Here is a 25197-nt window from a genome sequence, read left to right as displayed (position 1 = left end):
AAGTATTAAGTAAGTAATTTTAACAATAACGTAAATCTAAACGGGGGAGCGCCGTATGAGCTCGAAAGACTCACGTACGGTGCGGAGCGGGGGAAAACTTAGAGATAATATCAAAGAGTTACCTATCGCTATTAAAGGTGTACATGGCACTACCGCTTTAAAAAATGCATACAGGCAGTATCTGGATAAGGCATTGATAAAAATGGCTACTGGAACCTTTTCTTATGATCAGTGTGTGAATGATTGTGTGAAAGAACTGGCACAGAGTGGACTTCGCAGTATTGATTATACTTCTGGGAGAACGTACCAGCTAGATACGGCTGCACGAATGGCGATACGGACCGCAAACAGTCAGCTTGCCGGTCAGATCTCCATGCACTACATTGAAGAGACGGATACTGATCTGGTGGAAGTCAGTGCACACTGGGGAGCACGTCCGGAACATGCTGAATGGCAGGGAAAGATTTACAGCCGTAGCGGAAAGAATAAAAAATACCCGAATTTTTCTGCCTGCCATTATGGAGAAGTGGACGGGTTAAAGGGAATCAACTGCCGACATGATTTCTATCCGTTTTTTGAAGGAGTCAGTGAGCCGAACACATGGCCAGATGAGCCAAAACCGCAAGAGTATCACGGTAAAACGTATAATTATTATCAGGCAACCCAGAAACAGCGCAAGATGGAGCGTGATATCCGGGCAACCCAACGGGAGATTGAAGCACAGAAAGCAATCGGCGGTGATACTTCTGTTTTGGAAGCACAGAAGCGCAAGCAGATCAAGGAATATCATAATTTCAGTAATGCAATGGGAATCCGGGCAAAGGATAACCGGTTAAGGGTTATTAAGGGAACGTCTGATTTGAAAAAGACGCAAACTACTCAAAGAGTCAATGTGTCACGTGCAAGAAGGGAAGCAGCTGAAAAATTGTTTTCAGTGGAGCCAGTAGAAAAAGGCGATGTTATTTTGGCAGAGAATATCTATAAAGACCTGAAACGAAGTGAGATAGGACAGGAAGTTATAGAATTTATCGAAAAAAATAATATTGATGTACAAATTCTAAATAACAAATCATCTGTTGAAGATATGGGAATGGAAAATTTGTATGGATATCAACGTGGCAAGAGGATATACATAAACGCTTTGCAATGTAAAACAAAAAAGAAAGTTGTGGAAACGCTTATACATGAAAAAACACATCTGGATTACCCGGAGGAATGCGGAAGACATGTAGAATGTGTATGTGATGCCCAGGCAATGAAACATCGAAAAGGAAAATTGACGGGTGATGATTTGAGGAGTATAATTAAATCAGTAAATGAGAGATATCCAGACTATAAATGGAGGGCTGTGTATCATGATTGATAAAGAGGACGGAAAAATATTAAAAATCCTAAGAGCAGGCGGAACTGTACAGTGTCCGGAATGCAAAAAAGGAAAAGTTACGCACAAAGGAAATAATCTGCATCACTTTAGTTGTGATAAGTGCGATTTTAAGATTAATATTGATTGATACCACTGATCAGAAATGGTTAGTGGTATTTTTATACCCATTTTTAAGAAAGGAAGAGGTAAAAGAACATGAAAAAATTATTTATCAGCCAGCCGATGCGCGGCAAGACAGACGAGGAAATCAAGGAAGAACGCGCCAAAGCAATTGAAAAGGCATCTGAACTGGTGGGAGAACCGGTGGAAGTGATCGATTCTTTCTTTGAAAAAGCACCGGCAGGTGCAAAACCATTGTGGTTCTTGGGAAAATCTTTGGAACTTTTGGCAGATGCAGATGTAGTCTATTTTGCACCGGGTTGGGAAGATGCACGTGGCTGCATCATCGAACACGATTGTGCGATTGCGTATGGATTCAAAAGTATTGTCGCATAGAAAGGCGGTGATCCAATATCTCCCGCCGGGACGCAGGGTGAAGCGTTCCATGCGATATAAAAAGTTGGAAAGGAATGGTTGCCTGCAACAGACAACTGGGTTATAATAATCATGTTAAAAAAATACTGGTATGGTTGCCCGGTATGTGGCAACCCAAAGATGATTCTTTTGCGGGAAGATACCGAACTGGTAAATTACCCGGCATACTGCAAACGCTGTAGGAATGAATCAGTCATAACAATAGAGCCGAAGCGCCGAATAGTTGAATCTGAAAAGGTTTGATTATCCGGTGCTTTTTTATATCCTGATCGCAGAAAATGCGATTCATAAATCATTTTAGGAGGCAGAAACCATGAAAAATATTTTTGACATTATGAAAGAGTTCGGAATCGAAGTGCCGGAGGATCATAAAAAAGACTTCGAGAAAGCTGTTCTGGAGAATTATAAGACCATGGCAGATTATGATAAACAGACAGAGAAGCTGACCAAGGCAAATGATACGATCAAAGCGAGTGATACTGCAATGAAAGATTTGCAGACGAAACTGGATGAGTATAAAGATGTGGATGTATCCGCACTGAATCAGAGAATTACTGATCTGGAGACAGAAAAAGGCAATATTGAATCTGATTATCAGAAAAAGCTGGCAGAGCGTGATTTTAACGATCTGATCAAAGAGGGGATTGCAGCGGCACATGGCAAGAATGTGAAAGCAATCACTGCTTTACTGGATACAGAAACACTGATGCAGTCCAAAAACCAGAAAGAGGACATTGCAGCGGCAATCAAAACTTTGACCGAAGCCGAGGACAGCAAGATGCTTTTTGGAGATGCAATTGAAATTGCCGGAAAAGGAAACCCGATTGGAGATATCGGTGGCGGCAAGCTGACACCGGAAGAAAAAGAAGAAGCAGACTGCAGAGCTGCTATGGGACTTCCGCCGGTAGGAGAAGGAGGAAAATAAGTAAATGCCAAACACATTAGTATTACCAAAAAATTATGTAGCCAACTTAGATGAAGTATACAAATTAGCTTCTGTTACTTCTGATCTGACCTGTGATGCAACCATGGTGAGAGCCGGTGCAAATGTGGGAGAGGTAATTTATCCGCAGATCGATGTAACCGGTCTGGGAGATTATGACCGCAATACCGGATATACCACTGGTGCGGTTGATTTGAAGTGGAAAACTTCCAAATGCAATTATGACCGTGGAACAAAGATCTCTGTTGATGTAATGGACGATCAGGAGTCCGAAAAACTTGCCTTTGCACGTGGTGGCGCGGAGCTGATGCGAACAAAAGTTGCACCGGAATCAGATGCTTTTACTTTTGCAACCATTGCTGCAATGGAAGGAATTTCCAAACTGGAAGGTCAGGATTTTACGGATGCAGTACAGTTCCTGGAAGCACTGATTGATGCAAAAAATAAGATGGATGAGGATGAAGTTCCGGAAGAAGGAAGAATCCTGTATGCGACACCGACGCTGATGAACGGTGTTATGGCGCTGGATACTACAAAATCCAGAGAGATTTTAAATTGCTTTGCAATCAAGAGAAAGGTACCGCAGAGCCGCTTCTACACAGCTATTGATCTGTTAAGTGGTAAAACAGGTGAGGAAGCAGGCCACTATAAGAAAAATGCATCTGCAAAGGATATTAACTTTATGATCATCCATAAGCCAGCTGTTATGAAATATGATAAACATGTTGCACATGATATTATTCCAGCAGCTATGAATGCGGATGCAGATGCGGATATCTTAAAATACCGTAAGTATGGACTGGTGGATGTGTACAAGAACAAATGTGCAGGTATCTTTATGTGTACGAAAGCAAAATAGGAGGACAATCATGAGAACAATCGGTGTAGGTGCTGTAAAACCGGAAGCGGACAGCACGGAGGAACTGAAAAAGGAAAATAAAAACTTGAAGACTTCCAATACGAGATTGAAAAATAAGGTCGAGGAATTGGAGACTGAGAATGATGCGCTGCATGAGGAGAACGAATCTCTTCATGCGGAGATTGCAGCGTTAAAAGGCAAAGCCTAGAAAGGTGGGAGATATAAATGTCACAGATTATCGGTTGGGAGTATTATGTCTCCCATTTTCCTAACATCGTTCCAGAATCAAAATTTGATGCGGTAGAACAACAGGCAGAAATAGAATATCGCAAAGTAGTTGGAGAATACATGGATGTTGATCCGGTAGATGAGAAAAATGCAATATTCCAGATCTGCAATTTCCTCTACACAAATCAGGCAGGTTTATCAGGCAAAGCCGTTTCATCCGTAAACAATAATGGGTATTCCGAAAGCTACGCTTTACAGAATAAGGAACAACTCATGGATTCTATGAGGGAAATGATTTATGACTGCATCGGGACAAGATTGGCAGGTGTATTTTAATGAATGACCAGACTATTACGCTATATAATTATCATGCTGTATCAAAAACATGGCACAGGACGGTAATTCACGGTGTTTCTTACCGGTATGGATCGGAACGGACCGTAGCATCTTCCGGAGCGGTTGTGTTTACGCAGCTTTTGACGATTATCATTCCGGCGGAAGCAGATACTAGCGGTAAAACGTATATCGATGCAGTTTCATATTCTGGAATGCGGAAGGAGGCTCTGGGAGATTTCTGGACCATCAATCCAATGAAAAACCATGATGTGATTGTATGCGGAGATGTGAAAAGCGTGATAAGTGATGCATATACGATTACGGATCTGCAGAAAGATTTTCAGAAATCCGGAACAGTGTGCAGTCTTTCAGATAATACAGACGTCCCACTGTTAAAGCATTACAAGGTGGTGTGTAAATAATGGGAAATCCATTTAATGTACACTGCCCCAGAGATTTTGTTTTAAAGATGACTGCCGAGGGTACAGTTTCCAATGTAAAAGTATCTTTTAATCCCGGAACACAGGAGAAAATTAACAAAAGGCTGTATGAAGTCCAGCAGATGATTGATAGTGAAGTGCTGCGGAGATGTGATCCATTGGTACCGTTTGATACTGGGACCTTAAAACAAAGTGGAAGTGAGCACACAGAGCTTGGTAGTGGAAATGTAATCTACCGAACGGTGTACGCGAGGAAACAGTATTATATTCCGATGCAGCATGAGAACAATCGTACCGAATATTGGTTTGAACACATGAAGAATAATGGTGGTAAGGCAGCAATCTTAAAGGCAGCGCAGGAGGCATTAAACAAGTGACAATATCAGAATGTATCATCGAATGGCTTGGCGAGTATCAGAAAATGGAGTTTGCCGAGTGTGCGGTTGACCAGATTGAAGCGGAGGATGGCACTTATGCCATCTTCAAAACTCCGAATAAGAATGTTACGGAATATATGGACGGCAGTCAGCTGGTCACAGAATATTTCCAACTGGTAGCACGGAAGTCAACACAGTTAAATCCAGAGCGTGTCAATAATCAGCAGATGCTGGCTAATCTGGAAAACTGGGTAGAAGAAAGAAACATGGAGGAAGATTATCCGGATCTGTCAAAGGCAGGAAAGCTAATCTGTATGGATATCGACGTATCTGATTCCAATTCCATTGTTTCACAGGAAGATGCGAGTGCAATTTACCAGTTATCGATTGCCATCCAGTATTTGAAAGAAAGAGGAGGATGTGAAGCGAATGAGTGAAGCAGTAAAACAGCTTGTAAAAAAGCATAAGATTGGATTGTTTCTGGATCCGGGAACCGGATATAAGCGGATTAAAAAGTCAGAAACACTGACCATTTCCATGAATCCGGAAGAAAATGAGTATGATTATATTGCAGATGAGAATCCGACCACAGAGGTAGACCGGTACAAGCCATCGATTGACCAGGATCTGACTATGTACAAAGGGGAAGATGATTATGAGATGGTATGGCCGTATTTTTATGAACGAAAGACAGGGCAGGAAGCACATATAAAATGCATGATTGTGTTTATGCATGAACCGGCAAGTGGCGGTGGATATCTTGCCTGGGAGACAGATTCCGTATTGTCCGTACAGGATCTTGCAGCAGTGGATAAGAAACTGAACTTTAAAGTAATCTTTGCCGGAGATATCACAAATGGTGTTGCAACCATGAGCGCAGGTGCGCCGACTTTTAAAGCAAGCACAGAGGAGGTAGCAAGCAATGCAGTATGAACTGGTGTACAACAATCTGGGGTATTCGCTACCAAAGTATACAGCGAAGATCAGTAAGGAGATGGAGGAAATTGACAAGCAGAATGCATCCATGTCAGTATCACAGGATCGAAAGTATAAGACCATGTATGATTTTGTCCGGAAAACAGTAGGATCGGAAGCAGCCATGGAGATTTTTGAAACAGATAACTTTGATGAAGTTGATCTGAATGCGATCACTATTTCTTATCTTGGAATCCGTGCGGGATATGACAGACCGTTACTGCAGGCGAAACGTGCAGCAAACAGTATTGCAATTGATGAGAATGACAAAACCGTTCAGACGATCATGAAAATTCTTGAAAAACCGGAAGAACTCAACAAATTGATCCAGACCGTTGACAAGATGCCGAAGAACAGTCAGTCCATGATGGGACGTTTCGGGGCATGATCGATCTGACAGAGAAGTCTCTGCCAAATACCATTCAGGTACAAGGCAGGGATTTTTCTATACACACAGACTTTCGGATATGGATGCGTTTCTGCATTGAGTTCCAGCGGTGGAAAAATGCCGGATGCAGAGGGGTGATGGATATCGCTTATTTATTTTCTGTGGAACCGCCTGCTTTTTACTGCGTAGAAGATTATACCGGGATATTTGATTTTGCTTTTCCGTCATGCAAGGTCCCTAATGGATCCGGCGACGGTGATCAGACGCTTTATTACGAATATGATGGTGATTACATTTATGCAGCGTTTATGCAAAATTACAGGATTGATCTGATGGAAACCAGATTGCACTGGCATAAGTTTTTGGCATTGCTGAAAGGGCTTTCCGGAACAATGCTCAATGAGATTATGGGATATCGTGCTTATACCGGTGCGAAACAGGAAAAACCGGAACAGCAGTATCGGAAATTGAAGTACGCATGGACTCCGCTCCCGGAAGAGACGGAGGAAGAAAAAGAAGCAGAGGAAGAATTTAATCAGTATTTTGGAAGTTAAAAGAGCCTGAGCCACAGCGCCTGCGCCATAGATGAAAGAGGTGCAGGACATGGCAGATGGAAGTTTGCTTTTTGATACAAAATTAGATGAGACCGGTATAGAGTCTGGATTGTCATCGTTAAAAAAGACAATTGCTGCGCTTGGTATTGGAAAAATGCTCAAAGACGTATCTCAGCAGGTCTGGGAAGTTGGCAGCAGTTTTGAAACATCATTTTCCAAGGCAAGCACGTTGTTTGGTGACGTCAGTGTTGATACAGATAATTTAAAAAGTAAGATTGTGGATATGTCAAAACAGACGGGCATTTCTGCGGAAGAACTGAATGAAACACTGTATCAGGCAATGTCCGCCGGTATTCCTGTTACGGAAGATATGGGGATGGCACTGGCAGCGGTGCAGACAGCGGCAAAACTATCTGTTGGTGGTTTTACATCATCGTCAACAGCAATGAGTGGCTTGACGACTGCTATCAATGCTTATGGATTGAGCGCGGATGATGCCAGCAGGATTGCCGATGAGTTTATCCTGGTTCAGAACAAAGGTGTTACAACGGTGGATGAACTGGCTTCCAATATGGGACGTGCGATTTCAACCGGTTCTGCTTATGGTGTGAATCTGGAAAATCTGAACGCTGCATACATTTCACTGACCAAGGGTGGTATCAGCACAGCGGAATCAACTACATATTTGTCATCGATGATGAATGAACTAGGTGACAGTGGTTCAGATGTCGGAAAAGTCCTCCAGGAAAAGACAGGCATGTCATTTTCACAGCTGATGGATAATGGATACAGTCTGGCAGATGTACTGGATATTCTGATGGCTTCTGTTGATGGTGATTCTTCCGCATTGATGAATTTGTGGGGAAGTGCTGAAGCCGGAAAAGCAGCCAACGCGATACTGACACAGGGAACAGATAACTTCCGGCAGAGTCTGGATGATCTGGGAAACAGCTCCGGAACGACCGAAGATGCCTACAGCACCATGATGGATACTGCCGATGGCAAAATGAAGCAGGTGAAAGAAACAGCGAATGATCTGTTTATCAAGGTTTTTGAAAAAGCAGAGCCTGTGATTGCTGCGGTTTTGGATGGCTTCCAGTGGTTGATTGAAAATGCACAGATCTTGGTGCCGTTTTTGGTAGCTTTGGGTGTTGCGTTTGGTGTGATGCAGGCACAAGCGTTAATCGCGGCAGCAGCGGAAGCAGAAATGACAGTGGCACAGTATTTGCTGAATAGTGCATTTTTGGCATGCCCGGTATGGTGGATTGCTATGGCAATCGCTGCATTGGTGGCAGCGTTTATCTACCTGTGGAATAACTGCGATGAATTCCGACAGTTCTGGATTAATCTCTGGCAGAATATCAAAGATATTTTCTTTACGGTCTGGGATGCGGTCAAGTCTTTCTTTACAGAAAAGATTCCGGAAATGTTCAATAATCTTCTGCAATGGTTTATTGCACTGCCAGATAATATTGCTTACTGGCTTGGATATGCACTTGGAAAAATCATAGTATGGTGTATTACATTGCCGGAAAAAGCGAGGGAAGCAGGAAAGGCTTTTCTGGAAAATGTAATCAACTTTTTTAAGAATTTACCTTCCAATATTGAAACCTGGTTGTTGAACGCGGTGGCGAAAGTCAGCGAATGGAATTCAAAGCTGCGTGAAAAAGGTGCAGAAGCTGCCAAGGGGCTTTTGACAGCTGTTGTAGACGGTTTGAAAAACCTGCCTAGCAAGATGCTTGAAATAGGCGGCAATATCGTAAAAGGCTTATGGCAGGGTATTCAGAATATGATCGGATGGTTCAAAGATAAGATTCACAATTTCTTTTCTGGGATTGTTGATGGTGTAAAAGATACTCTTGATATCCATTCTCCGTCAAAGAAATTTGCCTGGATTGGAAAGATGTGTATAGAGGGATTCGAGGATCCATTTGATGATTATGATCCGTATACACCGTTTAACGATGCAGTCAAAGCGAATATCGGAACAATGCAGGCCAATATGACAGGCAACAGTGGAGGATTTGATTATGGTTGTTTTGCAGATGCGACAGTAGATGCATTTGAACGTGCTGGATTTACATTCAGAGCCAATAACCGGGAATTGGGAAGATTCGTGAGAGGAGTGAGCATGGCATAATGGAAATTTATTATCAGAACAGTGCAGGTAAGCGGCTGTATCTGGATCGTGGAGCATATAAGATGCTCGCAAAATCCTCTTTATGGGATTACGAGTGGAATTATTCCACAAATAATTATAATGGTCGCCCACAGATGAGTATCAGGCGAAAGTCTACGAAAAGAAACATTAGCGTTGTGGTATCTGCAGGTACTGTAACAGAATGTATGCAGAAGCTCAGTGAGTTATCAGATTTTTTCGATATAGATGTTGTTACAGGAACGGCGGGAAGAATTTATGTTGGATCAGGATATTTGAAGTGTTATGTAATCAAAAGTACAAAATCTGGAAAATACGTTCAAACCAGAAAAACAACGGTCACATTTGATGTGCTACCGGATGGTGAAGACTGGATCTATGAATCAAAGTACATTTTCCAGCCGCAGGAAACATCTGGCAGCGGAAATAACATGGACTATCCACATGATTATCCGTTTGATTATTACAATGGGATGTCGAGCCGGATTCTGTTGAATGAAGCCATCTCGGATGCAGATTTTGAAATGGTAGTTTATGGCCCTTGTGAAAATCCGGAGATTCTGATCGGCAGCCACAAGTACCATGTGAACTGCCAGCTGGAGACCGGGGAATATCTTGTCATTAATTCGCTGAGTAAAAAGATATATAAAGTGAAAAATGACGGTGAGCAGGTCAATCAGTACAACCTGCAGGACAGAGACTGGTATGTGTTTCAGAAGGTTGCTTCCGGAAGTCATTCCGTGTCCTGGAGCGGGCTGTTTGGGTTTGACATCACCATGTATGAGAGGAGGTCTGAGCCAAAATGGACTTGATTCACGAAGATTCCAATCACGCAATGCTTGGGGCGATTGATCGATACGAATTGGATCTGGCATTCGGATCAGATGAAAACGATTTTGAGTGCACCATGGCAATTTCCGATCATTGCTGCAGTATCGGTGATTATCTGGCAATGCAGGATGTGGTGGCCGGTCATGTGAAATATACGGAGTACGGTGGCCGGATCGATGGTGTTTGCGTGGATACTGGAAAAGAGACGGTTACCTATTCCGGAAGGACCTGGCAGGGGATACTGTCCAAGAAGATAGTGTGTCCGGATGACGGGCAGGATTATCTGGTGTTATCCGGAGACGCCAATGAGGTGTTGGGATTTCTGATACAGCGCATTGGAGTTGGAGATCTGTTTGAGACACCCAGCGAGGAAGCAGGCATCACAATCACTTCATATCAGATGGATCGTTATATTGATGCATACACGGGAATCCGGAAGATGGTAAAATGCGCCGGCGCAAAACTGGTCATGTATTATCGTGAAGGAAAGGTGCATTTGTCTGCGGTACCTTTGGTGGATTATAGCCAGGATGAAGAGTGGGATTCTGACCAGATGAATTTTCAGATCAGCAGCAATGAACGGCCGGTAAATCATCTGATCTGCCTGGGAAAAGGAGACCTCAGTGAGCGGATGGTCCGGCATCTGTACATGGATGCGCGGGGAAATATATCAGAAACACAGACGTTTTTCGGCGTGGATGAAGTGACAGAGACTTACGATTATTCCAACGTGGAATCAGAGGAAGAGTTGATTACTGGCGGTACACAGCGACTGCAGGAAACTTGGGCGGCAGCAAATACGTTGGAAACAGATTTTGAAAATAATACAGAGTATGATGTCGGTGATATCGTGGGAGCACGGGAGACAATTACTGGAGTTACGATAAAACGAGACATCGTGAAAAAGATACTGAAAGTCAACAGCAGTGGCATCAATGTAGAATGTCAAATTGGAGAATAGGAGCGTGATGAAATGGCAGTGGAAATTATTACAGGGCACACCGGAAAAGAACATGTGACAGCGGAAGCAGCCGGAGCATTACATGCCGGAGTGATCGGAATAGGGAAATACGTCCTGGCCGGCGGTAATCAGTTTGCAGCGGAGATTGTATCAAATAACCTGATTAAGATTAAATCCGGTGAGCTGGTCAACCAGGGACGGCACATGCGTATCCCGGTGAACAGTTATGAGGAAGTGACAATTCAGAATGGGGCACAGGGAATGCACCGGAGCGATTTGATCGTGATGCGTTATAAAAAAGATACCAGTGCACAGGTGGAATCAGCGGAACTTGTGGTGATCAAAGGGAAAGCCAGTTCATCCATTCAGACGAGTGTTCCGAGTTATGTCAATGGAAACATTCTGTCCGGAGCAACGCAGGATGATTTCCCGTTGTACCGGGTATCACTGAGCGGTCTGACGATTACAAGCGTGACGAAGCTGTTTTCTGTGTCGCCGACAATCGAGATGTTGTCGAAACGGATGGACGATATCGGAAAGGTCAGTACGGCAAAGTTATTAACAGAATTTCAATGTGAAACCAACATGATCACTAAAACGGCGGATGGGATGGTTTCACTGTCTGTGTATATGCACACGGGTGCTATCGGAGGCAATGCAGGAACGTGGTGGACTGCCGGCACGATTCCGGAAGGGTACAGGCCGAACAGCACTGTATATGGGACAGGCATGGTATGCGGAGATGGTTGGCTGAATGCGGTACCTACAGCTTTCATGATTTCTAATGGACTGCTGTATTTGTATGGACAGAATTCAGCAGCAACCATGCTGGTGATCAACATGACGTATGTCGCAATGGGAAGTGTGGTAGCATGAGAATAAAGGCGCTGATCCGATGATTGCGATTGATGAGCCGATAGCGTAGGCAGAGGGGGGTGATGAAAAAAGTGAATGATATACTACTGCAGACATACCTTGTAGCCCTCCCAATCATACTAACAGCATTGATGGGTTACATAGTATGGCTGCTGAAAAAGCAGAAAAGGGACAGGGACGCAAATAGCAAGGGAACCATGCTGCTTCTGCGTGTACAGCTGATTGAATATCATGATAAATATATGCGGCTGGGAGAAATTCCATCTTACGCTTATGGGAATTTCAATGAGATGTATGATGCATATCATAAATTAGGTGGGAACGGAATGGTAACAAAAATGAAACAGGAAATTGAAGAATTGCATTTAAAAAAGAAAGGACAGTAAAAATGACAGATGTAGGATTTTTAGCAGATTTCATGATTCCGGTAATTGTAGGAATCTGCCTTTGTGTAGGCTATGTGATCAAAAAATGGATAAAAGATGTGGATAACAAATACATTCCGACAGTGTGTGCGTTACTGGGAGTGTTATTGGCCATCTGGATCAACGGGTGGACCATTTCGCCAGCTATTATTTTGAGTGGATTATTCAGCGGTCTGGCATCAACCGGATTACATCAGTTATTTAAGCAGTATATCGAAAAGAAAGAAGGTAATGAGTAATGGCAGCAATTAGTATTCATGCCGGACATAACCCGGCAGGAAAGACCGCCTGCGGAGCAGTAGGCTTACTGGATGAGTCGAAAGAGAACCGTCTGATCGTGGAAGAAGTGATCAGTATTCTGAGCAGCTACGGCTGGATCGTCTACAACGACACTGTAGACAACGGAAGCAGCCAGAACGATGTCTTAAATAAGATCGTGGCAAAGACCAACGCGCACAGCGTAGCGTTCTCCATTTCCTTCCACTTAAACTCCGGACGGAACGACTATCCGGGAGACGGTCGCATCGGCGGTTTCGAAGTGTGGGTAAATGCGATGAACAAAGGAAAACCGGAGCTGGCAGAGCGGATCCGCACCAACATGCGAGGTTTGGGCTTTACGGACCGTGGCACAAAGATCAGCAAAAAACTCAAAGTGCTGAACAAAACCAACGCGCCGGCACTCCTGTTGGAGATCTGCTTTGTGGATGACCGGGACGATCACAACCTGTATCAGAAAGTTGGCTACAAAGCAATTGCCAAGGCAGTGGCTTATGCGATCATGAACAAACCGATGCAGGAGGTAGAGATGAACAAAGTGACAGGAAGAGTTGCAGATCAGGCTGCAGCTGACGGTAACTGGTATTATTATGAGAATGGTCAGATCGTAAACAAGACCACCGTGGCACCAAATGAAAACGGCTGGTGGTTTGTCCGGGACGGTAAAGTGGACTTTACCTACACCGGAATCGCCCAGAACGAAAACGGCTGGTGGCGCATCGTAAACGGAAAAGTAGATTTCAACTGCAACAGCGTGGAATCCAATGAGTACGGCTGGTGGAAATTATCCGGCGGCAAGGTAGACTTTGGTTTTACAGGTATTGCTGGAAACCAGTATGGTGCATGGTTCGTCCGCAATGGGAAAGTAGATTTCGATTATTCCGGAAACATTACTGCCAGAGTTGAAAAAGGCAGAGTAATAGTGTAATATAATCATATAAAAGTTTCCAAAACCTTCTTATTATAATGTAGTAGTCACTTCCATCTTCTTTGAGCAAATTCTTCTGTTCCAATATCAGTTAACAATCCTGCAACTTCCCGGTAAGGCATTGCATATCGTTGAGACAGATATCGCATAGAAGCGGAGAGCTCTCCGTCCGGACCTCCAAACTGAGAGATGATCACTTTTGCAATCGCCGGATTAGATTTTGTGATACAAACCGGATACTGTAATCTTTTTTCATAGTTCCACATAAATTAGTAGTACCCCCTTTCCCATGGCCATGGTGATACGGTCCACTGCCAATAATTCTGCCTCTGTTCTCCGGTCTGGGTAAGGGGACCAAATTTTGTTTCATATTCAGCTACAAAATGATTGTATTTGTGTTTCATATGCTGAAAATAATCCAGTGCATCCGGATCCTTTGGATGAGTATCCAAAAAGAGGGTAATATCACTGATGGCGAAGCCACACTGATAGATGGCATTCATCAGACGTTGTTTTTCTACATTACATGCAGTTTTCACGATACATGCCTCCCCTCCCGGTAAATGGTTTATCTAATTCGGCAAAAATGGTACCGACCTGAAGCGCCTGCTCCAGATCATACAGATTTCGGAACTGCTGCCAGGGGACGTAAGCCATGGCGATGGTTCGGTTTTCGCCGTTGGGATGTTTAAAATCTGTCATATACTGACGTTCTGTGTTCATAGAAGTACAATTACAGTTCAATAGATGAAACCCTTTCCTGATTTTTATTTATTTTATCATATGAAAAATAGTGGATAGTGTGCAAATGGTAACTGATTGTTTTTTGTTAAGTACCCTGGGTGTTTTCTATTGACCATGGAGGGGGTTAGGCTTTAAACTAATGACAGGGATAGGAGAGACCATAGGAAAGGGTGATTAGTTTATGAGAGGATTACACACACAGGTTTCAGATTTGAGAAAGGATGTTTTTGTTGAGGTTGCGCGTATTGCGTATGAATCTGATAACATAAACGATGACTTGGAGTCAATTCCATATAAGTTATCTCCGGATGAGAATCCACGTTTCAGAGATAGTGTTTACAGAGAGCGTGCAGTAAGTTCCGAACGTACCAGACTGGCACTTGGATTATCTCTTCGACCACAGAATAAACCGGTTCATATTACCAGCGGTCTGGATGAAGCTACTGTGGATGAGATGTATTATGAACCACCTTTGATGCAGGTGATTCCGTCTGCATGTAACGCATGTGAGGATAATGTATATGAAGTAAGTAACCTTTGTCGTGGATGTCTGGCACATTCCTGCATGGAGGTCTGTCCGCGGGATGCGATCACACATGTGGATGGGCAGGCACATATTGACGAGTCAAAATGTATCAAATGTGGAAAATGTAAAAGTGCTTGTCCGTATGATGCGATCGGGAAAAAGGTACGTCCTTGTTCCGTTGCCTGCGGTGTCAAAGCAATTGAATCGGATGAATATGGCAGAGCTGTCATTAATCAGGACAAATGCCTGTCCTGCGGTATGTGTATGGTAAGCTGTCCGTTTGGTGCTATCGCAGATAAGTCCCAGATTTTCCAACTGATCCGTTGTATGAAAAATGGCGGCGAAGTCGTTGCAGAAATCGCACCGGCTTATGCAGGACAGTTTGGCAAAGAAGCGACACCGGATAAGATATATGCGGCATTACTGAAATTAGGATTTTCACAGGTATATGAGGTAGCACTTGGTGCGGATATCGGAGCAGTGACTGAGGCACATGATTATGTGTACCATGTAAAAACAGGAGAGAAACCGTTCCTGCTTACATCTTGCTGTCCTGCATGGTCCATGTTGGCAAAGAAACAGTTTCCGGAGATTATTGACAGTGTATCCAAGGAGTTGACTCCGATGGTTGCAACTGCACGAAGCATTAAGAAAGAACATCCGAATGCAAAAGTTGTGTTTATCGGACCGTGTGCAGCAAAAAAACTGGAAGCAATGAGAAAAACAGTCCGTAGTGACGTGGATTTTGTTATTACATTTGAGGAACTGGATGCCATGTTTGAGGCACGTGGCATTGATCCGAAGACAATTGAGAGTCAGGGACATCTGCATGATGCAACAGCAGCCGGCCGTGGCTATGCGGTAGCCGGTGGTGTATCTAAGGCTATTGAAAACTGCATCCATGAATACTATCCGGATGTGGAGGTACAGATTGAGCATGTAGAAGGTCTGGATGAGTGTAAAAAAGTTCTGATGCTTGCAAAAGCCGGACGAAAGAACGGATACCTGATTGAAGGTATGGGTTGTCCGGGCGGATGTGTAGCCGGAGCAGGTACATTGATCCCGGTACCGGAGGCAAAGAAGGATGTACAGCAGATTGTTAAGGATTCTACGAAAAAACTGCCTCCAAAACAATTACGGGAGATAGAATTAAAATAATTTATGAAGATTGATACAAGTCAGATCAATGCGATCAGGCATAAAGACGGACCTGAACTTGTACTGGCGGGACCGGGGTCAGGAAAGACCCTGGTCATCACCCGCCGTGTGCAGCATCTGATCGACCAATACCATATACCGCCATCTGCCATTTTGGTGATCACGTTTACAAAAGCGGCAGCTACAGAGATGAGACAGCGGTTTGAAAAATTGATGGGCGGCAGGAGAGTACCGGTTTCTTTTGGTACGTTTCATGCGGTCTATTTTATGATTTTAAAACATGCTTATGGTTATACTGCGGATAATATTGTAAAAGAAGAGCAGCGTCTGCAGTTTATGAAAGAATACATTCGTCGTCTGCGCCTGGAGTATGATGACGAAAATGAATTTATTTCCAGTCTATTCTCAGAAATCAGTCTGATAAAAAACACTTCGGTAAATCTGGCACATTACTATTCTTCCTGCTGTGGGCAGGATGTCTTTCGAAATATATTTGAAGCTTATGAAAATTTCCTGCATCAGAACCGTTTCATAGATTTTGATGACATGCTGGTGTATTGTAAAGAACTGTTGGTACAGCGCCCGGATATTCTGGCGGCGTGGCAGCGGAAATATCAGTATATTCTGATCGATGAGTTTCAGGATATTAATCAGATCCAGTATGATATTATTCGTATGTTGGCAGCACCTCAGGACAATCTGTTTATTGTCGGGGACGATGATCAGTCTATTTACCGATTTCGTGGTGCCAGACCGGAGATTATGCTGAATTTCACAAAAGACTATCCGGATGCAGGGAAAGTAATTCTGGATACGAATTATCGTTCCGGGGCAGAAATTGTCCGTCATGCAGGAAATCTGATCTCTTTTAATCAAAAAAGATTTGAAAAGAAAATTGCACCGGCTGCCAAAACAGGTATCCCGGTTGTAAAAAAGGAATTTCAGACGCAGCGGGAGCAGAATCTGTATGTGATACAGGAAATATTGCGTCTGCACCGGGAAGGTATGGAATATAAAGATATGGCAGTGTTGTTTCGAACAAACATGCAGCCACGATTTTTAATGGAGATGATGCTGGATTACAGTATTTCATTTACAGCAAAAGACCGGATTCCGAATATTTATGACCACTGGATCACACGGGATCTCTTTGCATATATAGATATTGCCAGAGGAGACCGCAGACGCAGCACATTTCTGAAAATCATGAACCGTCCGAAACGATATCTTTCCAGGGAAAGTCTGCCCTATGAGGAAGTGGCTTTTGATGTATGGGAAGAGTATTATGAGGAACAGGGCTGGATGGTACAGCGTTTGGAAAAGCTGCAGATGGATCTGAAGGTGATCGCTGGAATGCGGCCATATTCTGCCATCAATTACATTCGAAAAGGCGTAGCATATGAGGATTATCTGCGAGAGTACGCAGAGGTACGTCGGATTCCGTTCGAAGATTTGGCAGATGTACTGGATGAATTACAGGAAAATGCCAGAGGATTTGAAACCTTTGACAGCTGGTTTGAACATATCAAGCAGCTGCGGGAAGAACTGGAGGAACAGGCAAAAAGCTATAAAGTGGCAGAGGGTGTCAACTTGAGTACACTGCATTCATCGAAAGGATTGGAATATGATACCGTATTTCTGGTGGATGTGAATGAAAATGTCATGCCAAACAAGAAAGCAGTGTTGGATGCAGATCTGGAAGAAGAACGCCGGATGTTTTATGTCGGAATGACACGGGCGAAAAACCGATTATATCTGCTCTGGTCCCATCAGATCCGAAACAAAGATATGGATCCGTCACGCTTCCTGATTGAGTGTGAGTCTGCTCAGACAAAACGGTAGAAGTAAGAGATCGTAAAAGAAGGTAGAGTCAGATTTATCTCAGTGAATGAGACAAATCTGACCCTACCTTTTCATAACTTAAAAATTAATCACAGCTTACATCTGATCAAATTCTTCTTCGTCCAGTAACTCATCGAAGCGGTCGCTGACTGCATCGAATTCATCATCATGATCAATGTTTTCGAGAGATGGATTGCCTTCTTCGTCTTCAAAGTAGCGGTAGAAGATGACTTCATCATCATTATCAACCGGAACCAGTGCGATGTAATTCTGATTATCCACATCAAAGATGGTCAGAATCTGACATTCCAGCTGGGAACCATCATCAAGATCTAGCGTAACAAACATTTCCTGTGGATCGAAGATTTCATCTTCATTGTTTACGTTATTCGGATTACTCATTTTAATTGTCCTCTTTTTTTCTATATATTCTTATATAGGACTTTACCCCATAGAATACTACAAGTATAAAAATTTGCAGTACAAAAGTCAATTCTTTTTCCCATTTTTTTGTTGACAAAAGAAAAGAAATCGCATATACTTTGAATATCAAAATATTTGAGGTAAAAACAATTTGAAAGGAAGAATAAAATTATGTTAGAGAAAATGAAAGAAATGATCGCAGATCAGTTATCAGTAGATGAGGATAAAATTACACTGGAGTCCAACTTTAAAGAGGATCTGGATGCAGATTCTTTAGATTTATTTGAACTGGTTATGGCTCTGGAAGAGGAGTATGGTATCGAAATTCCATCTGAGGAACTTGAGAGCCTTACAACAGTTGGCGCAATTATCGATTACCTGAAAGCACATGGTGTAGAGGAATAGATTTAAATGAAAACAAGAATTACAGAACTTTTTGGAATTGAATATCCGATCATTCAGGGCGGTATGGCCTGGGTAGCAGATTATCATCTGGCGGCAGCAGTTTCCAATGCGGGTGGTCTTGGTTTGATCGGTGCGGCAAGTGCGCCGGGCGATGTGGTTCGGACACAGATTCGCGAAGCAAAGAAATTGACAGATAAGCCGTTTGGTGTAAATATTATGCTGCTTAGCCCGTATGCGGAAGAGGTAGCACATATTGTTGTGGAGGAAGGTGTCAAGGTTGTTACAACCGGTGCCGGTAATCCGGGTAAATACATGGAAATGTGGAAAGCTGCCGGAATCAAAGTTGTTCCGGTTGTTGCAAGTGTGGCTCTTGCAAAAATGATGGAGAAAGCCGGTGCGGATGCGGTTGTTGCTGAGGGAACAGAGTCCGGTGGTCATATCGGATCCGCGACAACTATGACACTGGTTCCGCAGGTCGTTGATGCAGTGGAGATTCCGGTAATCGCAGCTGGTGGTATTGCAGACGGAAGAGGATTTGCAGCAGCGATGATGCTTGGTGCAGAAGCCGTACAGATCGGTACCAGATTCTGTGTGGCTGCCGAGTGCATCTGTCATGAGAATTACAAACAGAAGATCATCAAAGCGAAAGACATTGATTCTGAAGTAACTGGCCGCAGCAACGGACATCCAATCCGTTGTTTGAGGAATCAGATGTCCAGAGAGTATCTGCGTCTGGAAAAAGAAGGAGCCGGATTTGAAGAGCTGGAGCGTTTGACGGTCGGATCTCTTCGAAATGCAGTTATCGACGGTGATGTTAAGAATGGAACTGTTATGGCTGGCCAGATTGCAGGCCTGATCAAGAAAGAGCAGAGCTGTAAGGAAATTGTGGAAGAAATTATGGAGCAGGCAGAGAAATTAATGCACTGCTAACAAAAAAGACAATTAGATTCAGGGAAAAACATAAGGATAACAGAAGTTTACCTGAAAAGAGTTGCAATGATAAGCGAAAAGGAGCAAATAAAATGAAAAAAATAGCGTTTATTTTTCCCGGTCAGGGGTCACAGTACGTTGGCATGGGAAAAGATTTTTATGAGACTTTCCCATGTGCAAAAGAAATGATCGATCTGGCAGAAAAAGTAAGCGGTATCCCTATGAAGGAGCTTCTTTTCGAAGAAAATGAAAATATTAATATCACAAAATACACCCAGATTGCAATGCTTGCAGATGAGCTTGCAATCTGGAGTGTGCTGCGTGAAAAAGGAGTAGAATCTGCAGTAAATGCAGGCTTGAGCCTTGGTGAGTATGCAGCATTGGTTGCATCCGGAGTAATGACACCGGAAGATGCATTCCGTGTGGTGACAAAACGTGGAGAATTTATGCAGGAAGCGGTTCCGACAGGCGGAGCCATGACTGCAGTGCTTGGGGCAGACACGGCAGTTATTGAAAATATCTGTAAAGAGACGGAAGGAATTGTATCCATTGCAAATTATAACTGTCCGGGACAGATTGTAATCACCGGTGAGCAGAAAGCCGTGGACACGGCAGCGGCAGCCTTGAAAGAAGCAGGTGCAAAACGGTGTACACCGCTGAATGTCAGCGGTCCGTTCCACTCAGCGATGTTGTTGCCGGCGGGAGAAAAACTTGCGGCAGAATTAGAGCAGGTAGAAATTCATAAAATTGCAGTTCCTTATATTACAAATGTAACTGCTGATTATGTGACAGATTCGTCACAGGTAAAAGAATTACTGAAAAAACAGATTTCCTCATCCGTCCGCTGGCAGCAGAGCGTAGAACGCATGATCGCAGACGGTGTAGAGGCATTTATTGAAATTGGACCAAAAAAATCCCTTTGTGGATTTATGAAACGTATAGATAAAACCGTTCCAGCTTATCACGTTGATAAGGTGACGGATCTGGAGTCCGTATTAGAAGTGATATAACTTTCATTGAAACAGATTTTGCAGGGCTGGAATGCAGGAGGCAGTATGGAGAAATTATTAACAGATAAAGTAGCCATAGTTACCGGTGCAAGTCGAGGAATCGGCAGACAGATTGCCATGACGCTGGCACAGGAAGGGGCTTATGTTATTGTAAATTATAACGGATCAAAGGAAGCGGCAGAGGCAGTGGTTGAGACTATCAAGGCAGCCGGTGGTCAGGCAGAAATCTGGCAGTGCAGCGTGGCAGATTTTGTGGCAGTAGAAGAGATGATCAAATCTATTCACAAAAAATTTGGTCACATTGATGTTCTGGTAAACAATGCCGGAATTACAAAAGACAATCTTCTGATGAAAATGAAAGAAGAAGAATTCGATGCAGTTATTGATACGAATCTGAAGGGAAGTTTCAATACGATGCGTCATATTGCAAGATATATGTTGAAACAGAAAAGCGGAAGCATTGTTAATATTTCTTCTGTATCCGGAATTCTTGGTAATCCGGGACAGATGAACTATTGCGCTTCCAAAGCAGGCGTCATCGGCATGACAAAATCTATGGCAAGAGAGCTTGCAAGTCGTGGCATCCGTGTGAATGCAGTAGCACCTGGATTTATTGAGACAGAAATGCTTGATCAGATGACAGATGCGGCAAAAGAAGCCGGAAAGGCACAGATCCCATTCGGACGTTATGGAAAAACGGAAGAGATTGCAAATACAGTTGCATTTCTGGCATCCGAAAAAGCGTCCTATATCACCGGTCAGGTAATTTGTGTGGACGGTGGCATGGCAATGTAAACATGCAGTGGCATAATCCTTTCAAATATTATTGAGAGTGCAGGCGTTGTGTACAACAGTACACGTTACATGTTTATCAAAGTGTATAGAAAATGTAAAAAAGGAGACACATAGATGAGACGAGTAGTAGTGACCGGAATGGGAACCGTCAATCCCATCGGTTTAAATGTAGATGAATACTGGGAAGGACTAAAAGCCGGAAAAACAGGTTTCGGCGAGATTACTTATTTTGATACCACAGATTTCAAGGTAAAAGTCGCAGCAGAAGTAAAAGGTTTTGTGGCAGCAGACCGTATGGATAAAAAGGCAGCAAGAAGAATGGAGCCGTTTGCACAGTATGCAGTGGCAGCAGCAAAAGAAGCATTTGAGGATGCCGGTTTGGATATGGAAAAAGAAGATCCGTATCGTGTTGGCTGCGCCATTGGTTCCGGTGTCGGAAGTTTACAGTCTATCGAGCGTGAGCATAAGAAACTTCTGGAGAAAGGACCGTCCAGAATTAATCCGTTACTTGTTCCACTGATGATCACAAATATGGCAACCGGAAACGTAACCATTCAGCTTGGCATAAAAGGAAAAAGTATCAATGTGGTAACAGCCTGCGCAACAGGTACTCATTCCATCGGTGAAGCATTCCGCTCCATTCAATACGGAGAAGCAGACGTGATGCTGGCAGGTGGTACGGAAAATGCGATCACTCCGATCGGCGTCGGCGGATTTACAGCGTTGACTGCACTTTCCACATCCAACAATCCGGAGCGTTGTTCAATTCCGTTTGACAAAGACCGTGATGGATTTGTCATCGGTGACGGTGCGGGAGTTGTTGTGCTGGAAGAGTTAGAGCATGCAAAAGCAAGAGGTGCAAAAATCCTTGCAGAGGTTGTTGGTTATGGCGCAACCAGTGATGCATATCATATTACATCGCCGGCAGAGGATGGAGAAGGAGCAAAAAATGCTATGTTATTTGCGCTGAAAGATGCAAATGTAGCTCCGGAAGAAATTACCTACATCAATGCACACGGAACAAGTACACATCATAATGATTTGTTTGAGACAAGAGCCATTAAGGCAGCCTTCGGTGAGCATGCATATGATATCAAAGTAAACTCTACAAAATCCATGATCGGCCATCTGTTAGGAGCGGCCGGTGCAGTTGAGTTTATTGCCTGTGTGCTTCAGATGAATCATGGTTATGTACATCAGACTGTAGGTTTGGAGCAGCCGGATGAAGAGCTGGATCTGGATTATGTACAGGGACACGGCGTCGATATGGATTTTGAATACGCGCTGACAAACTCTCTGGCATTTGGTGGACATAATGCAAGTTTACTGATTAAAAAGTATACAGAGTAAGAAGTAATTGTCCGGCAGCATGATTTGGTAAAAAGTCATACCTTATATCTGCTGGAAAAAAGAAAGGAAAAAAGATGGAAGTTAGCCAGTTAATCGAATTAATGAACGCTGTTTCCGAAGCAGGTCTGACAGATTTCTGTTATGAAGAAAATGGCGTTTCCGTAAAAATAAAAAAACATCCTGAGAAGAAAATCGTGGCTTCGGCGCCGGTCGAGATGATTGCTCCGGCAGCTGTTGCAGCACCGTTACAGGTATGCGCAGATACTTCTGTATCAGCGGATACTGATGTATCAGAGGAGGTTACAGGAAATATTGTAAAAAGTCCATTAGTCGGAACCTTTTATTCTGCAAGTTCTCCGGATGCTGCACCATATGTACAAGTGGGAGATATGGTAAAAAAAGGTCAGGTACTTGGCATCGTGGAAGCAATGAAACTGATGAATGAGATCGAGTCCGAGTTTGATGGAACCGTAAAAGCAATTCTCGTAAAAAATGGTGATCTGGTAGAATTTGATCAGCCAATGTTTGTGATTGAGTAGGAGGTCTGAAATGTCAGTTTTAACAACAAAAGAAATCATGGAGATCATTCCGCATCGGCAGCCATTTCTGCTGATTGATACAATTGAGGAATTAGAACCGGGGAAACGTGCGGTAGGAAAAAAATGTGTCAGCTATAATGAGCCGTATTTTGCAGGACATTTTCCGGCAGAACCGGTGATGCCGGGTGTACTGATCGTAGAAGCACTTGCACAGGTTGGTGCAGTAGCGATTCTTGGTTGTGATGAATTTAGAGGGAAAACCGCTTACTTTGGAGCTATCAATTCCGCAAAGTTCAAACGCAAAGTTGTACCCGGAGATGTTCTGATGTTGGAAACAACCATGATTAAGCAGAAAGGTCCTGTCGGTGTGGCTTCTGCAAAAGCAACCGTAAACGGGAAAGTAGCTGTTATTGCAGAGCTGACATTCGCCATCGGTTAGGAGAGAGAACATGTTTCAGAAAATATTAATTGCAAACAGAGGTGAAATTGCGGTGCGTATCATCCGTGCCTGCAGAGAACTCGGAATCACTTCTGTGGCAGTCTATTCGACAGCAGATAAAGATGCGTTGCATACACAGCTGGCAGATGAAGCCATTTGTATCGGAAAAGCAGCACCGGCAGATAGTTATCTGAATATGGAACGGATTTTGAGCGCAGCAATTGCTTCTAAGGCAGAAGCAATTCATCCGGGCTTTGGTTTTTTGTCAGAAAATGCAAAATTCGCGCAGATGTGTGAACAATGCCACATTGCTTTCATCGGACCATCCGCAGAAGTCATCCGTCGGATGGGAAACAAACAGGAAGCAAGAAATACCATGATCAATGCAAAAGTTCCGGTTGTTCCTGGTACAAAAGAAGCTGTTTATACAGCTGATTATGGACTGAAACTGGCAGAGCAGATTGGTTTTCCGGTTATGATCAAGGCAGCTAGCGGCGGCGGTGGAAAAGGAATGCGTATTTCTCACAGCCGTGAAGATTTTACGGAAAATTTTGAGGTGGCACAGACAGAGTCCGTAAATGGTTTTGCAGATGATACCATGTATATCGAAAAATATATCGAGGATCCACGTCATATTGAGTTCCAGATTCTGGCAGACAAATACGGAAATGTCATTTCTCTTGGCGAGCGCGACTGTTCCATTCAGCGTCGTCACCAGAAGATGGTAGAAGAGTCACCATCCGCAGCACTGGACGATAAACTCCGTGCCCAGATGGGGGAAGTGGCAGTCCGCGCAGCAAAAGCAGCAAACTATGAGAGCGCCGGAACCATTGAATTTTTATTAGATAAAAACAAAAAGTTCTATTTCATGGAAATGAATACACGAATCCAGGTAGAACATCCGGTAACAGAGATGGTAACAGGTCTGGATCTGATCAAAGAGCAGATTTTTATTGCAGCCGGCGAAAAGCTTCAGTGGAAGCAGAAAGATATTCATATCACCGGTCATGCTATTGAATGTCGTCTGAATGCAGAAAATCCGGCAAAGAATTTTATGCCTTGTCCGGGCAAAATCGATTATCTGCATTTACCGGGAGGGAATGGTGTCCGCATTGATTCTGCGATTTATACCGGTTATACGATTCCGCCGAATTATGATTCTATGATTGCAAAGATCATTGTTTACGGAAAAGACAGACAGACAGCCATCGATAAAATGCGCAGTGCACTGGGTGAAGTCAATATTGACGGAATTACCACAAACCTGGATTACCAGTACGATATCATTACACATCCGGTATTTCAGTCCGGAAACATTACAACTAGTTTTATCGAGAACTATTTTGAATAATTGACGCAGAAGATAGTGTATAGAATTGTATGAAAATATCGTCAATTATTCAAAATGCTCCGCGAGGATTGCAGAGATGGACAGAGGAATATATCAGCTTTGCTGATGTCCATCTTGCAGCAAGATTCGCGAGCGAATCTTGAATTAGGAAAGGTGAAGCATAGTGTTAAAGTTTAAGAAAACAAACTATATTACAGTTCCGCGAAAAGAGC

General features: G+C 43.4%; 34 protein-coding genes and 1 pseudogene. 31 read left to right on the top strand and 4 right to left on the bottom strand.

What is annotated here, in order from left to right; all coding sequences use genetic code 11:
- Window positions 1–55 precede the first annotated feature (55 nt).
- The 21 genes from ACIRUQ_RS07780 to ACIRUQ_RS07680 all read left to right on the top strand — a co-directional run bounded on the left by ACIRUQ_RS07780 (window position 56) and on the right by ACIRUQ_RS07680 (window position 13473).
- Window positions 56–1363 (top strand): phage minor capsid protein, encoded by a 1308-nt coding sequence (locus ACIRUQ_RS07780; protein ID WP_055289214.1) that lies wholly within the window; start codon window positions 56–58, stop codon window positions 1361–1363.
- Window positions 1356–1511, top strand: coding sequence for a hypothetical protein (locus ACIRUQ_RS07775; RefSeq protein WP_154301469.1), 156 nt, complete (start codon window positions 1356–1358; stop codon window positions 1509–1511). Before ACIRUQ_RS07780 ends, ACIRUQ_RS07775 begins: the two co-directional genes overlap by 8 nt.
- 68 nt (window positions 1512–1579) lie before the next feature.
- Window positions 1580–1879 carry a DUF4406 domain-containing protein gene (locus ACIRUQ_RS07770; protein ID WP_055289212.1) on the top strand — a complete coding sequence of 100 codons (300 nt, stop codon included), beginning with the start codon at window positions 1580–1582 and terminating at the stop codon, window positions 1877–1879.
- 111 nt (window positions 1880–1990) lie between these two features.
- Entirely contained in the window at window positions 1991–2161 is a 171-nt protein-coding gene (locus tag ACIRUQ_RS07765) for a cysteine-rich KTR domain-containing protein (protein WP_082432668.1), read from the top strand.
- A gap of 70 nt (window positions 2162–2231) precedes the next feature.
- Window positions 2232–2843, top strand: a complete 612-nt coding sequence (locus ACIRUQ_RS07760) for a phage scaffolding protein (protein ID WP_055289210.1) — start codon at window positions 2232–2234, stop codon at window positions 2841–2843.
- Between the two features lie 4 nt (window positions 2844–2847).
- Window positions 2848–3720, top strand: coding sequence for a hypothetical protein (locus ACIRUQ_RS07755; RefSeq protein ID WP_055289208.1), 873 nt, complete (start codon window positions 2848–2850; stop codon window positions 3718–3720).
- A gap of 10 nt (window positions 3721–3730) precedes the next feature.
- Entirely contained in the window at window positions 3731–3928 is a 198-nt protein-coding gene (locus ACIRUQ_RS07750) for a hypothetical protein (protein WP_055289206.1), read from the top strand.
- A gap of 17 nt (window positions 3929–3945) precedes the next feature.
- Entirely contained in the window at window positions 3946–4284 is a 339-nt protein-coding gene (locus ACIRUQ_RS07745; RefSeq protein WP_055289204.1) for a hypothetical protein, read from the top strand.
- A complete protein-coding gene (locus ACIRUQ_RS07740) occupies window positions 4284–4706 on the top strand; it encodes a hypothetical protein (protein WP_055289202.1) in 423 nt (140 codons plus the stop codon). The genes ACIRUQ_RS07745 and ACIRUQ_RS07740 overlap by 1 nt, the downstream gene beginning before the upstream one ends.
- Window positions 4706–5101: a minor capsid protein gene (locus ACIRUQ_RS07735; protein ID WP_055289200.1), complete on the top strand. Its 396-nt coding sequence runs from the start codon at window positions 4706–4708 to the stop codon at window positions 5099–5101. The genes ACIRUQ_RS07740 and ACIRUQ_RS07735 overlap by 1 nt, the downstream gene beginning before the upstream one ends.
- Window positions 5098–5538 carry a hypothetical protein gene (locus ACIRUQ_RS07730; RefSeq protein ID WP_055289198.1) on the top strand — a complete coding sequence of 147 codons (441 nt, stop codon included), beginning with the start codon at window positions 5098–5100 and terminating at the stop codon, window positions 5536–5538. The genes ACIRUQ_RS07735 and ACIRUQ_RS07730 overlap by 4 nt, the downstream gene beginning before the upstream one ends.
- On the top strand, window positions 5531–6034 hold the full coding sequence (locus ACIRUQ_RS07725; protein ID WP_055289196.1) for a hypothetical protein: 504 nt from the start codon (window positions 5531–5533) through the stop codon (window positions 6032–6034). The genes ACIRUQ_RS07730 and ACIRUQ_RS07725 overlap by 8 nt, the downstream gene beginning before the upstream one ends.
- On the top strand, window positions 6024–6464 hold the full coding sequence (locus ACIRUQ_RS07720) for a hypothetical protein (RefSeq protein ID WP_055289193.1): 441 nt from the start codon (window positions 6024–6026) through the stop codon (window positions 6462–6464). Before ACIRUQ_RS07725 ends, ACIRUQ_RS07720 begins: the two co-directional genes overlap by 11 nt.
- Window positions 6461–7018, top strand: a complete 558-nt coding sequence (locus ACIRUQ_RS07715) for a Gp15 family bacteriophage protein (protein ID WP_055289191.1) — start codon at window positions 6461–6463, stop codon at window positions 7016–7018. Before ACIRUQ_RS07720 ends, ACIRUQ_RS07715 begins: the two co-directional genes overlap by 4 nt.
- Window positions 7019–7067: 49 nt before the next feature.
- Entirely contained in the window at window positions 7068–9158 is a 2091-nt protein-coding gene (locus ACIRUQ_RS07710; RefSeq protein ID WP_055289189.1) for a phage tail tape measure protein, read from the top strand.
- Window positions 9158–9988: a hypothetical protein gene (locus ACIRUQ_RS07705; RefSeq protein WP_055289187.1), complete on the top strand. Its 831-nt coding sequence runs from the start codon at window positions 9158–9160 to the stop codon at window positions 9986–9988. The genes ACIRUQ_RS07710 and ACIRUQ_RS07705 overlap by 1 nt, the downstream gene beginning before the upstream one ends.
- Window positions 9979–10968: a Gp37-like protein gene (locus ACIRUQ_RS07700; RefSeq protein WP_055289185.1), complete on the top strand. Its 990-nt coding sequence runs from the start codon at window positions 9979–9981 to the stop codon at window positions 10966–10968. Before ACIRUQ_RS07705 ends, ACIRUQ_RS07700 begins: the two co-directional genes overlap by 10 nt.
- Before the next feature lie 12 nt (window positions 10969–10980).
- A complete protein-coding gene (locus ACIRUQ_RS07695) occupies window positions 10981–11844 on the top strand; it encodes a hypothetical protein (protein WP_022035360.1) in 864 nt (287 codons plus the stop codon).
- 62 nt (window positions 11845–11906) lie between these two features.
- Window positions 11907–12230 (top strand): hypothetical protein, encoded by a 324-nt coding sequence (locus tag ACIRUQ_RS07690; RefSeq protein WP_022035361.1) that lies wholly within the window; start codon window positions 11907–11909, stop codon window positions 12228–12230.
- A 2-nt stretch (window positions 12231–12232) separates the two neighbouring features.
- A complete protein-coding gene (locus ACIRUQ_RS07685) occupies window positions 12233–12508 on the top strand; it encodes a phage holin family protein (RefSeq protein WP_022035362.1) in 276 nt (91 codons plus the stop codon).
- A complete protein-coding gene (locus ACIRUQ_RS07680; RefSeq protein WP_055289183.1) occupies window positions 12508–13473 on the top strand; it encodes an N-acetylmuramoyl-L-alanine amidase in 966 nt (321 codons plus the stop codon). Before ACIRUQ_RS07685 ends, ACIRUQ_RS07680 begins: the two co-directional genes overlap by 1 nt.
- A gap of 65 nt (window positions 13474–13538) precedes the next feature.
- Here the strand turns inward: ACIRUQ_RS07680 and ACIRUQ_RS07675 are convergent.
- The 3 genes and pseudogenes from ACIRUQ_RS07675 to ACIRUQ_RS07665 form a co-directional block, all read right to left on the bottom strand.
- Window positions 13539–13739, bottom strand: a pseudogene (locus ACIRUQ_RS07675) (manganese catalase family protein); the annotation flags it as partial.
- A gap of 3 nt (window positions 13740–13742) precedes the next feature.
- Window positions 13743–14012: a spore coat protein CotJB gene (locus tag ACIRUQ_RS07670; RefSeq protein WP_022035364.1), complete on the bottom strand. Its 270-nt coding sequence runs from the start codon at window positions 14010–14012 to the stop codon at window positions 13743–13745.
- The gene (locus ACIRUQ_RS07665) at window positions 13996–14196 is read right to left on the bottom strand and encodes a spore coat associated protein CotJA (protein WP_082432661.1); all 201 of its coding nucleotides are present in this window, start codon (window positions 14194–14196) and stop codon (window positions 13996–13998) included. The genes ACIRUQ_RS07670 and ACIRUQ_RS07665 overlap by 17 nt, the downstream gene beginning before the upstream one ends.
- 202 nt (window positions 14197–14398) lie before the next feature.
- Between ACIRUQ_RS07665 and ACIRUQ_RS07660 the strand changes: the two genes are divergently transcribed.
- Window positions 14399–15901: a 4Fe-4S dicluster domain-containing protein gene (locus ACIRUQ_RS07660; RefSeq protein ID WP_055289181.1), complete on the top strand. Its 1503-nt coding sequence runs from the start codon at window positions 14399–14401 to the stop codon at window positions 15899–15901.
- A gap of 3 nt (window positions 15902–15904) precedes the next feature.
- The gene (locus ACIRUQ_RS07655) at window positions 15905–17743 is read left to right on the top strand and encodes an ATP-dependent helicase (protein WP_055289179.1); all 1839 of its coding nucleotides are present in this window, start codon (window positions 15905–15907) and stop codon (window positions 17741–17743) included.
- A gap of 96 nt (window positions 17744–17839) precedes the next feature.
- Here ACIRUQ_RS07655 and ACIRUQ_RS07650 read toward each other — a convergent pair whose 3' ends face one another.
- A complete protein-coding gene (locus ACIRUQ_RS07650; RefSeq protein ID WP_021740198.1) occupies window positions 17840–18145 on the bottom strand; it encodes a DUF1292 domain-containing protein in 306 nt (101 codons plus the stop codon).
- A 192-nt stretch (window positions 18146–18337) separates the two neighbouring features.
- Between ACIRUQ_RS07650 and acpP the strand changes: the two genes are divergently transcribed.
- The 8 genes from acpP to ACIRUQ_RS07610 all read left to right on the top strand — a co-directional run bounded on the left by acpP (window position 18338) and on the right by ACIRUQ_RS07610 (window position 24985).
- Window positions 18338–18571 (top strand): acyl carrier protein, encoded by a 234-nt coding sequence (gene acpP / locus ACIRUQ_RS07645; protein ID WP_055289177.1) that lies wholly within the window; start codon window positions 18338–18340, stop codon window positions 18569–18571.
- 6 nt (window positions 18572–18577) lie between these two features.
- The gene (gene fabK / locus ACIRUQ_RS07640) at window positions 18578–19501 is read left to right on the top strand and encodes an enoyl-[acyl-carrier-protein] reductase FabK (protein WP_021740195.1); all 924 of its coding nucleotides are present in this window, start codon (window positions 18578–18580) and stop codon (window positions 19499–19501) included.
- 92 nt (window positions 19502–19593) lie between these two features.
- Window positions 19594–20511 carry an ACP S-malonyltransferase gene (gene fabD / locus ACIRUQ_RS07635; protein WP_055289173.1) on the top strand — a complete coding sequence of 306 codons (918 nt, stop codon included), beginning with the start codon at window positions 19594–19596 and terminating at the stop codon, window positions 20509–20511.
- Window positions 20512–20556: 45 nt separating this feature from the next.
- Complete coding sequence (gene fabG / locus ACIRUQ_RS07630; protein WP_055289170.1) at window positions 20557–21306, top strand: 3-oxoacyl-[acyl-carrier-protein] reductase; 750 nt, start codon at window positions 20557–20559, stop codon at window positions 21304–21306.
- Window positions 21307–21420: 114 nt separating this feature from the next.
- On the top strand, window positions 21421–22656 hold the full coding sequence (gene fabF / locus ACIRUQ_RS07625; RefSeq protein ID WP_022035369.1) for a beta-ketoacyl-ACP synthase II: 1236 nt from the start codon (window positions 21421–21423) through the stop codon (window positions 22654–22656).
- A gap of 74 nt (window positions 22657–22730) precedes the next feature.
- Window positions 22731–23195, top strand: a complete 465-nt coding sequence (accB, locus tag ACIRUQ_RS07620) for an acetyl-CoA carboxylase biotin carboxyl carrier protein (protein ID WP_022035370.1) — start codon at window positions 22731–22733, stop codon at window positions 23193–23195.
- Window positions 23196–23205: 10 nt separating this feature from the next.
- Window positions 23206–23634 (top strand): 3-hydroxyacyl-ACP dehydratase FabZ, encoded by a 429-nt coding sequence (gene fabZ, locus ACIRUQ_RS07615; RefSeq protein WP_021740190.1) that lies wholly within the window; start codon window positions 23206–23208, stop codon window positions 23632–23634.
- Window positions 23635–23644: 10 nt separating this feature from the next.
- Entirely contained in the window at window positions 23645–24985 is a 1341-nt protein-coding gene (locus ACIRUQ_RS07610; RefSeq protein ID WP_021740189.1) for an acetyl-CoA carboxylase biotin carboxylase subunit, read from the top strand.
- The last annotated feature ends 212 nt before the right edge of the window (window positions 24986–25197 follow it).

Origin of the sequence: Eubacterium ramulus (assembly GCF_045002895.1) — a bacterium.
Taxonomy (GTDB): Bacteria; Bacillota; Clostridia; order Lachnospirales; family Lachnospiraceae; genus Eubacterium_I; species Eubacterium_I ramulus.
The sequence above is the reverse complement of the archived record's forward strand: the minus strand, read 5'-3'. Positions and strand labels throughout refer to the sequence as shown.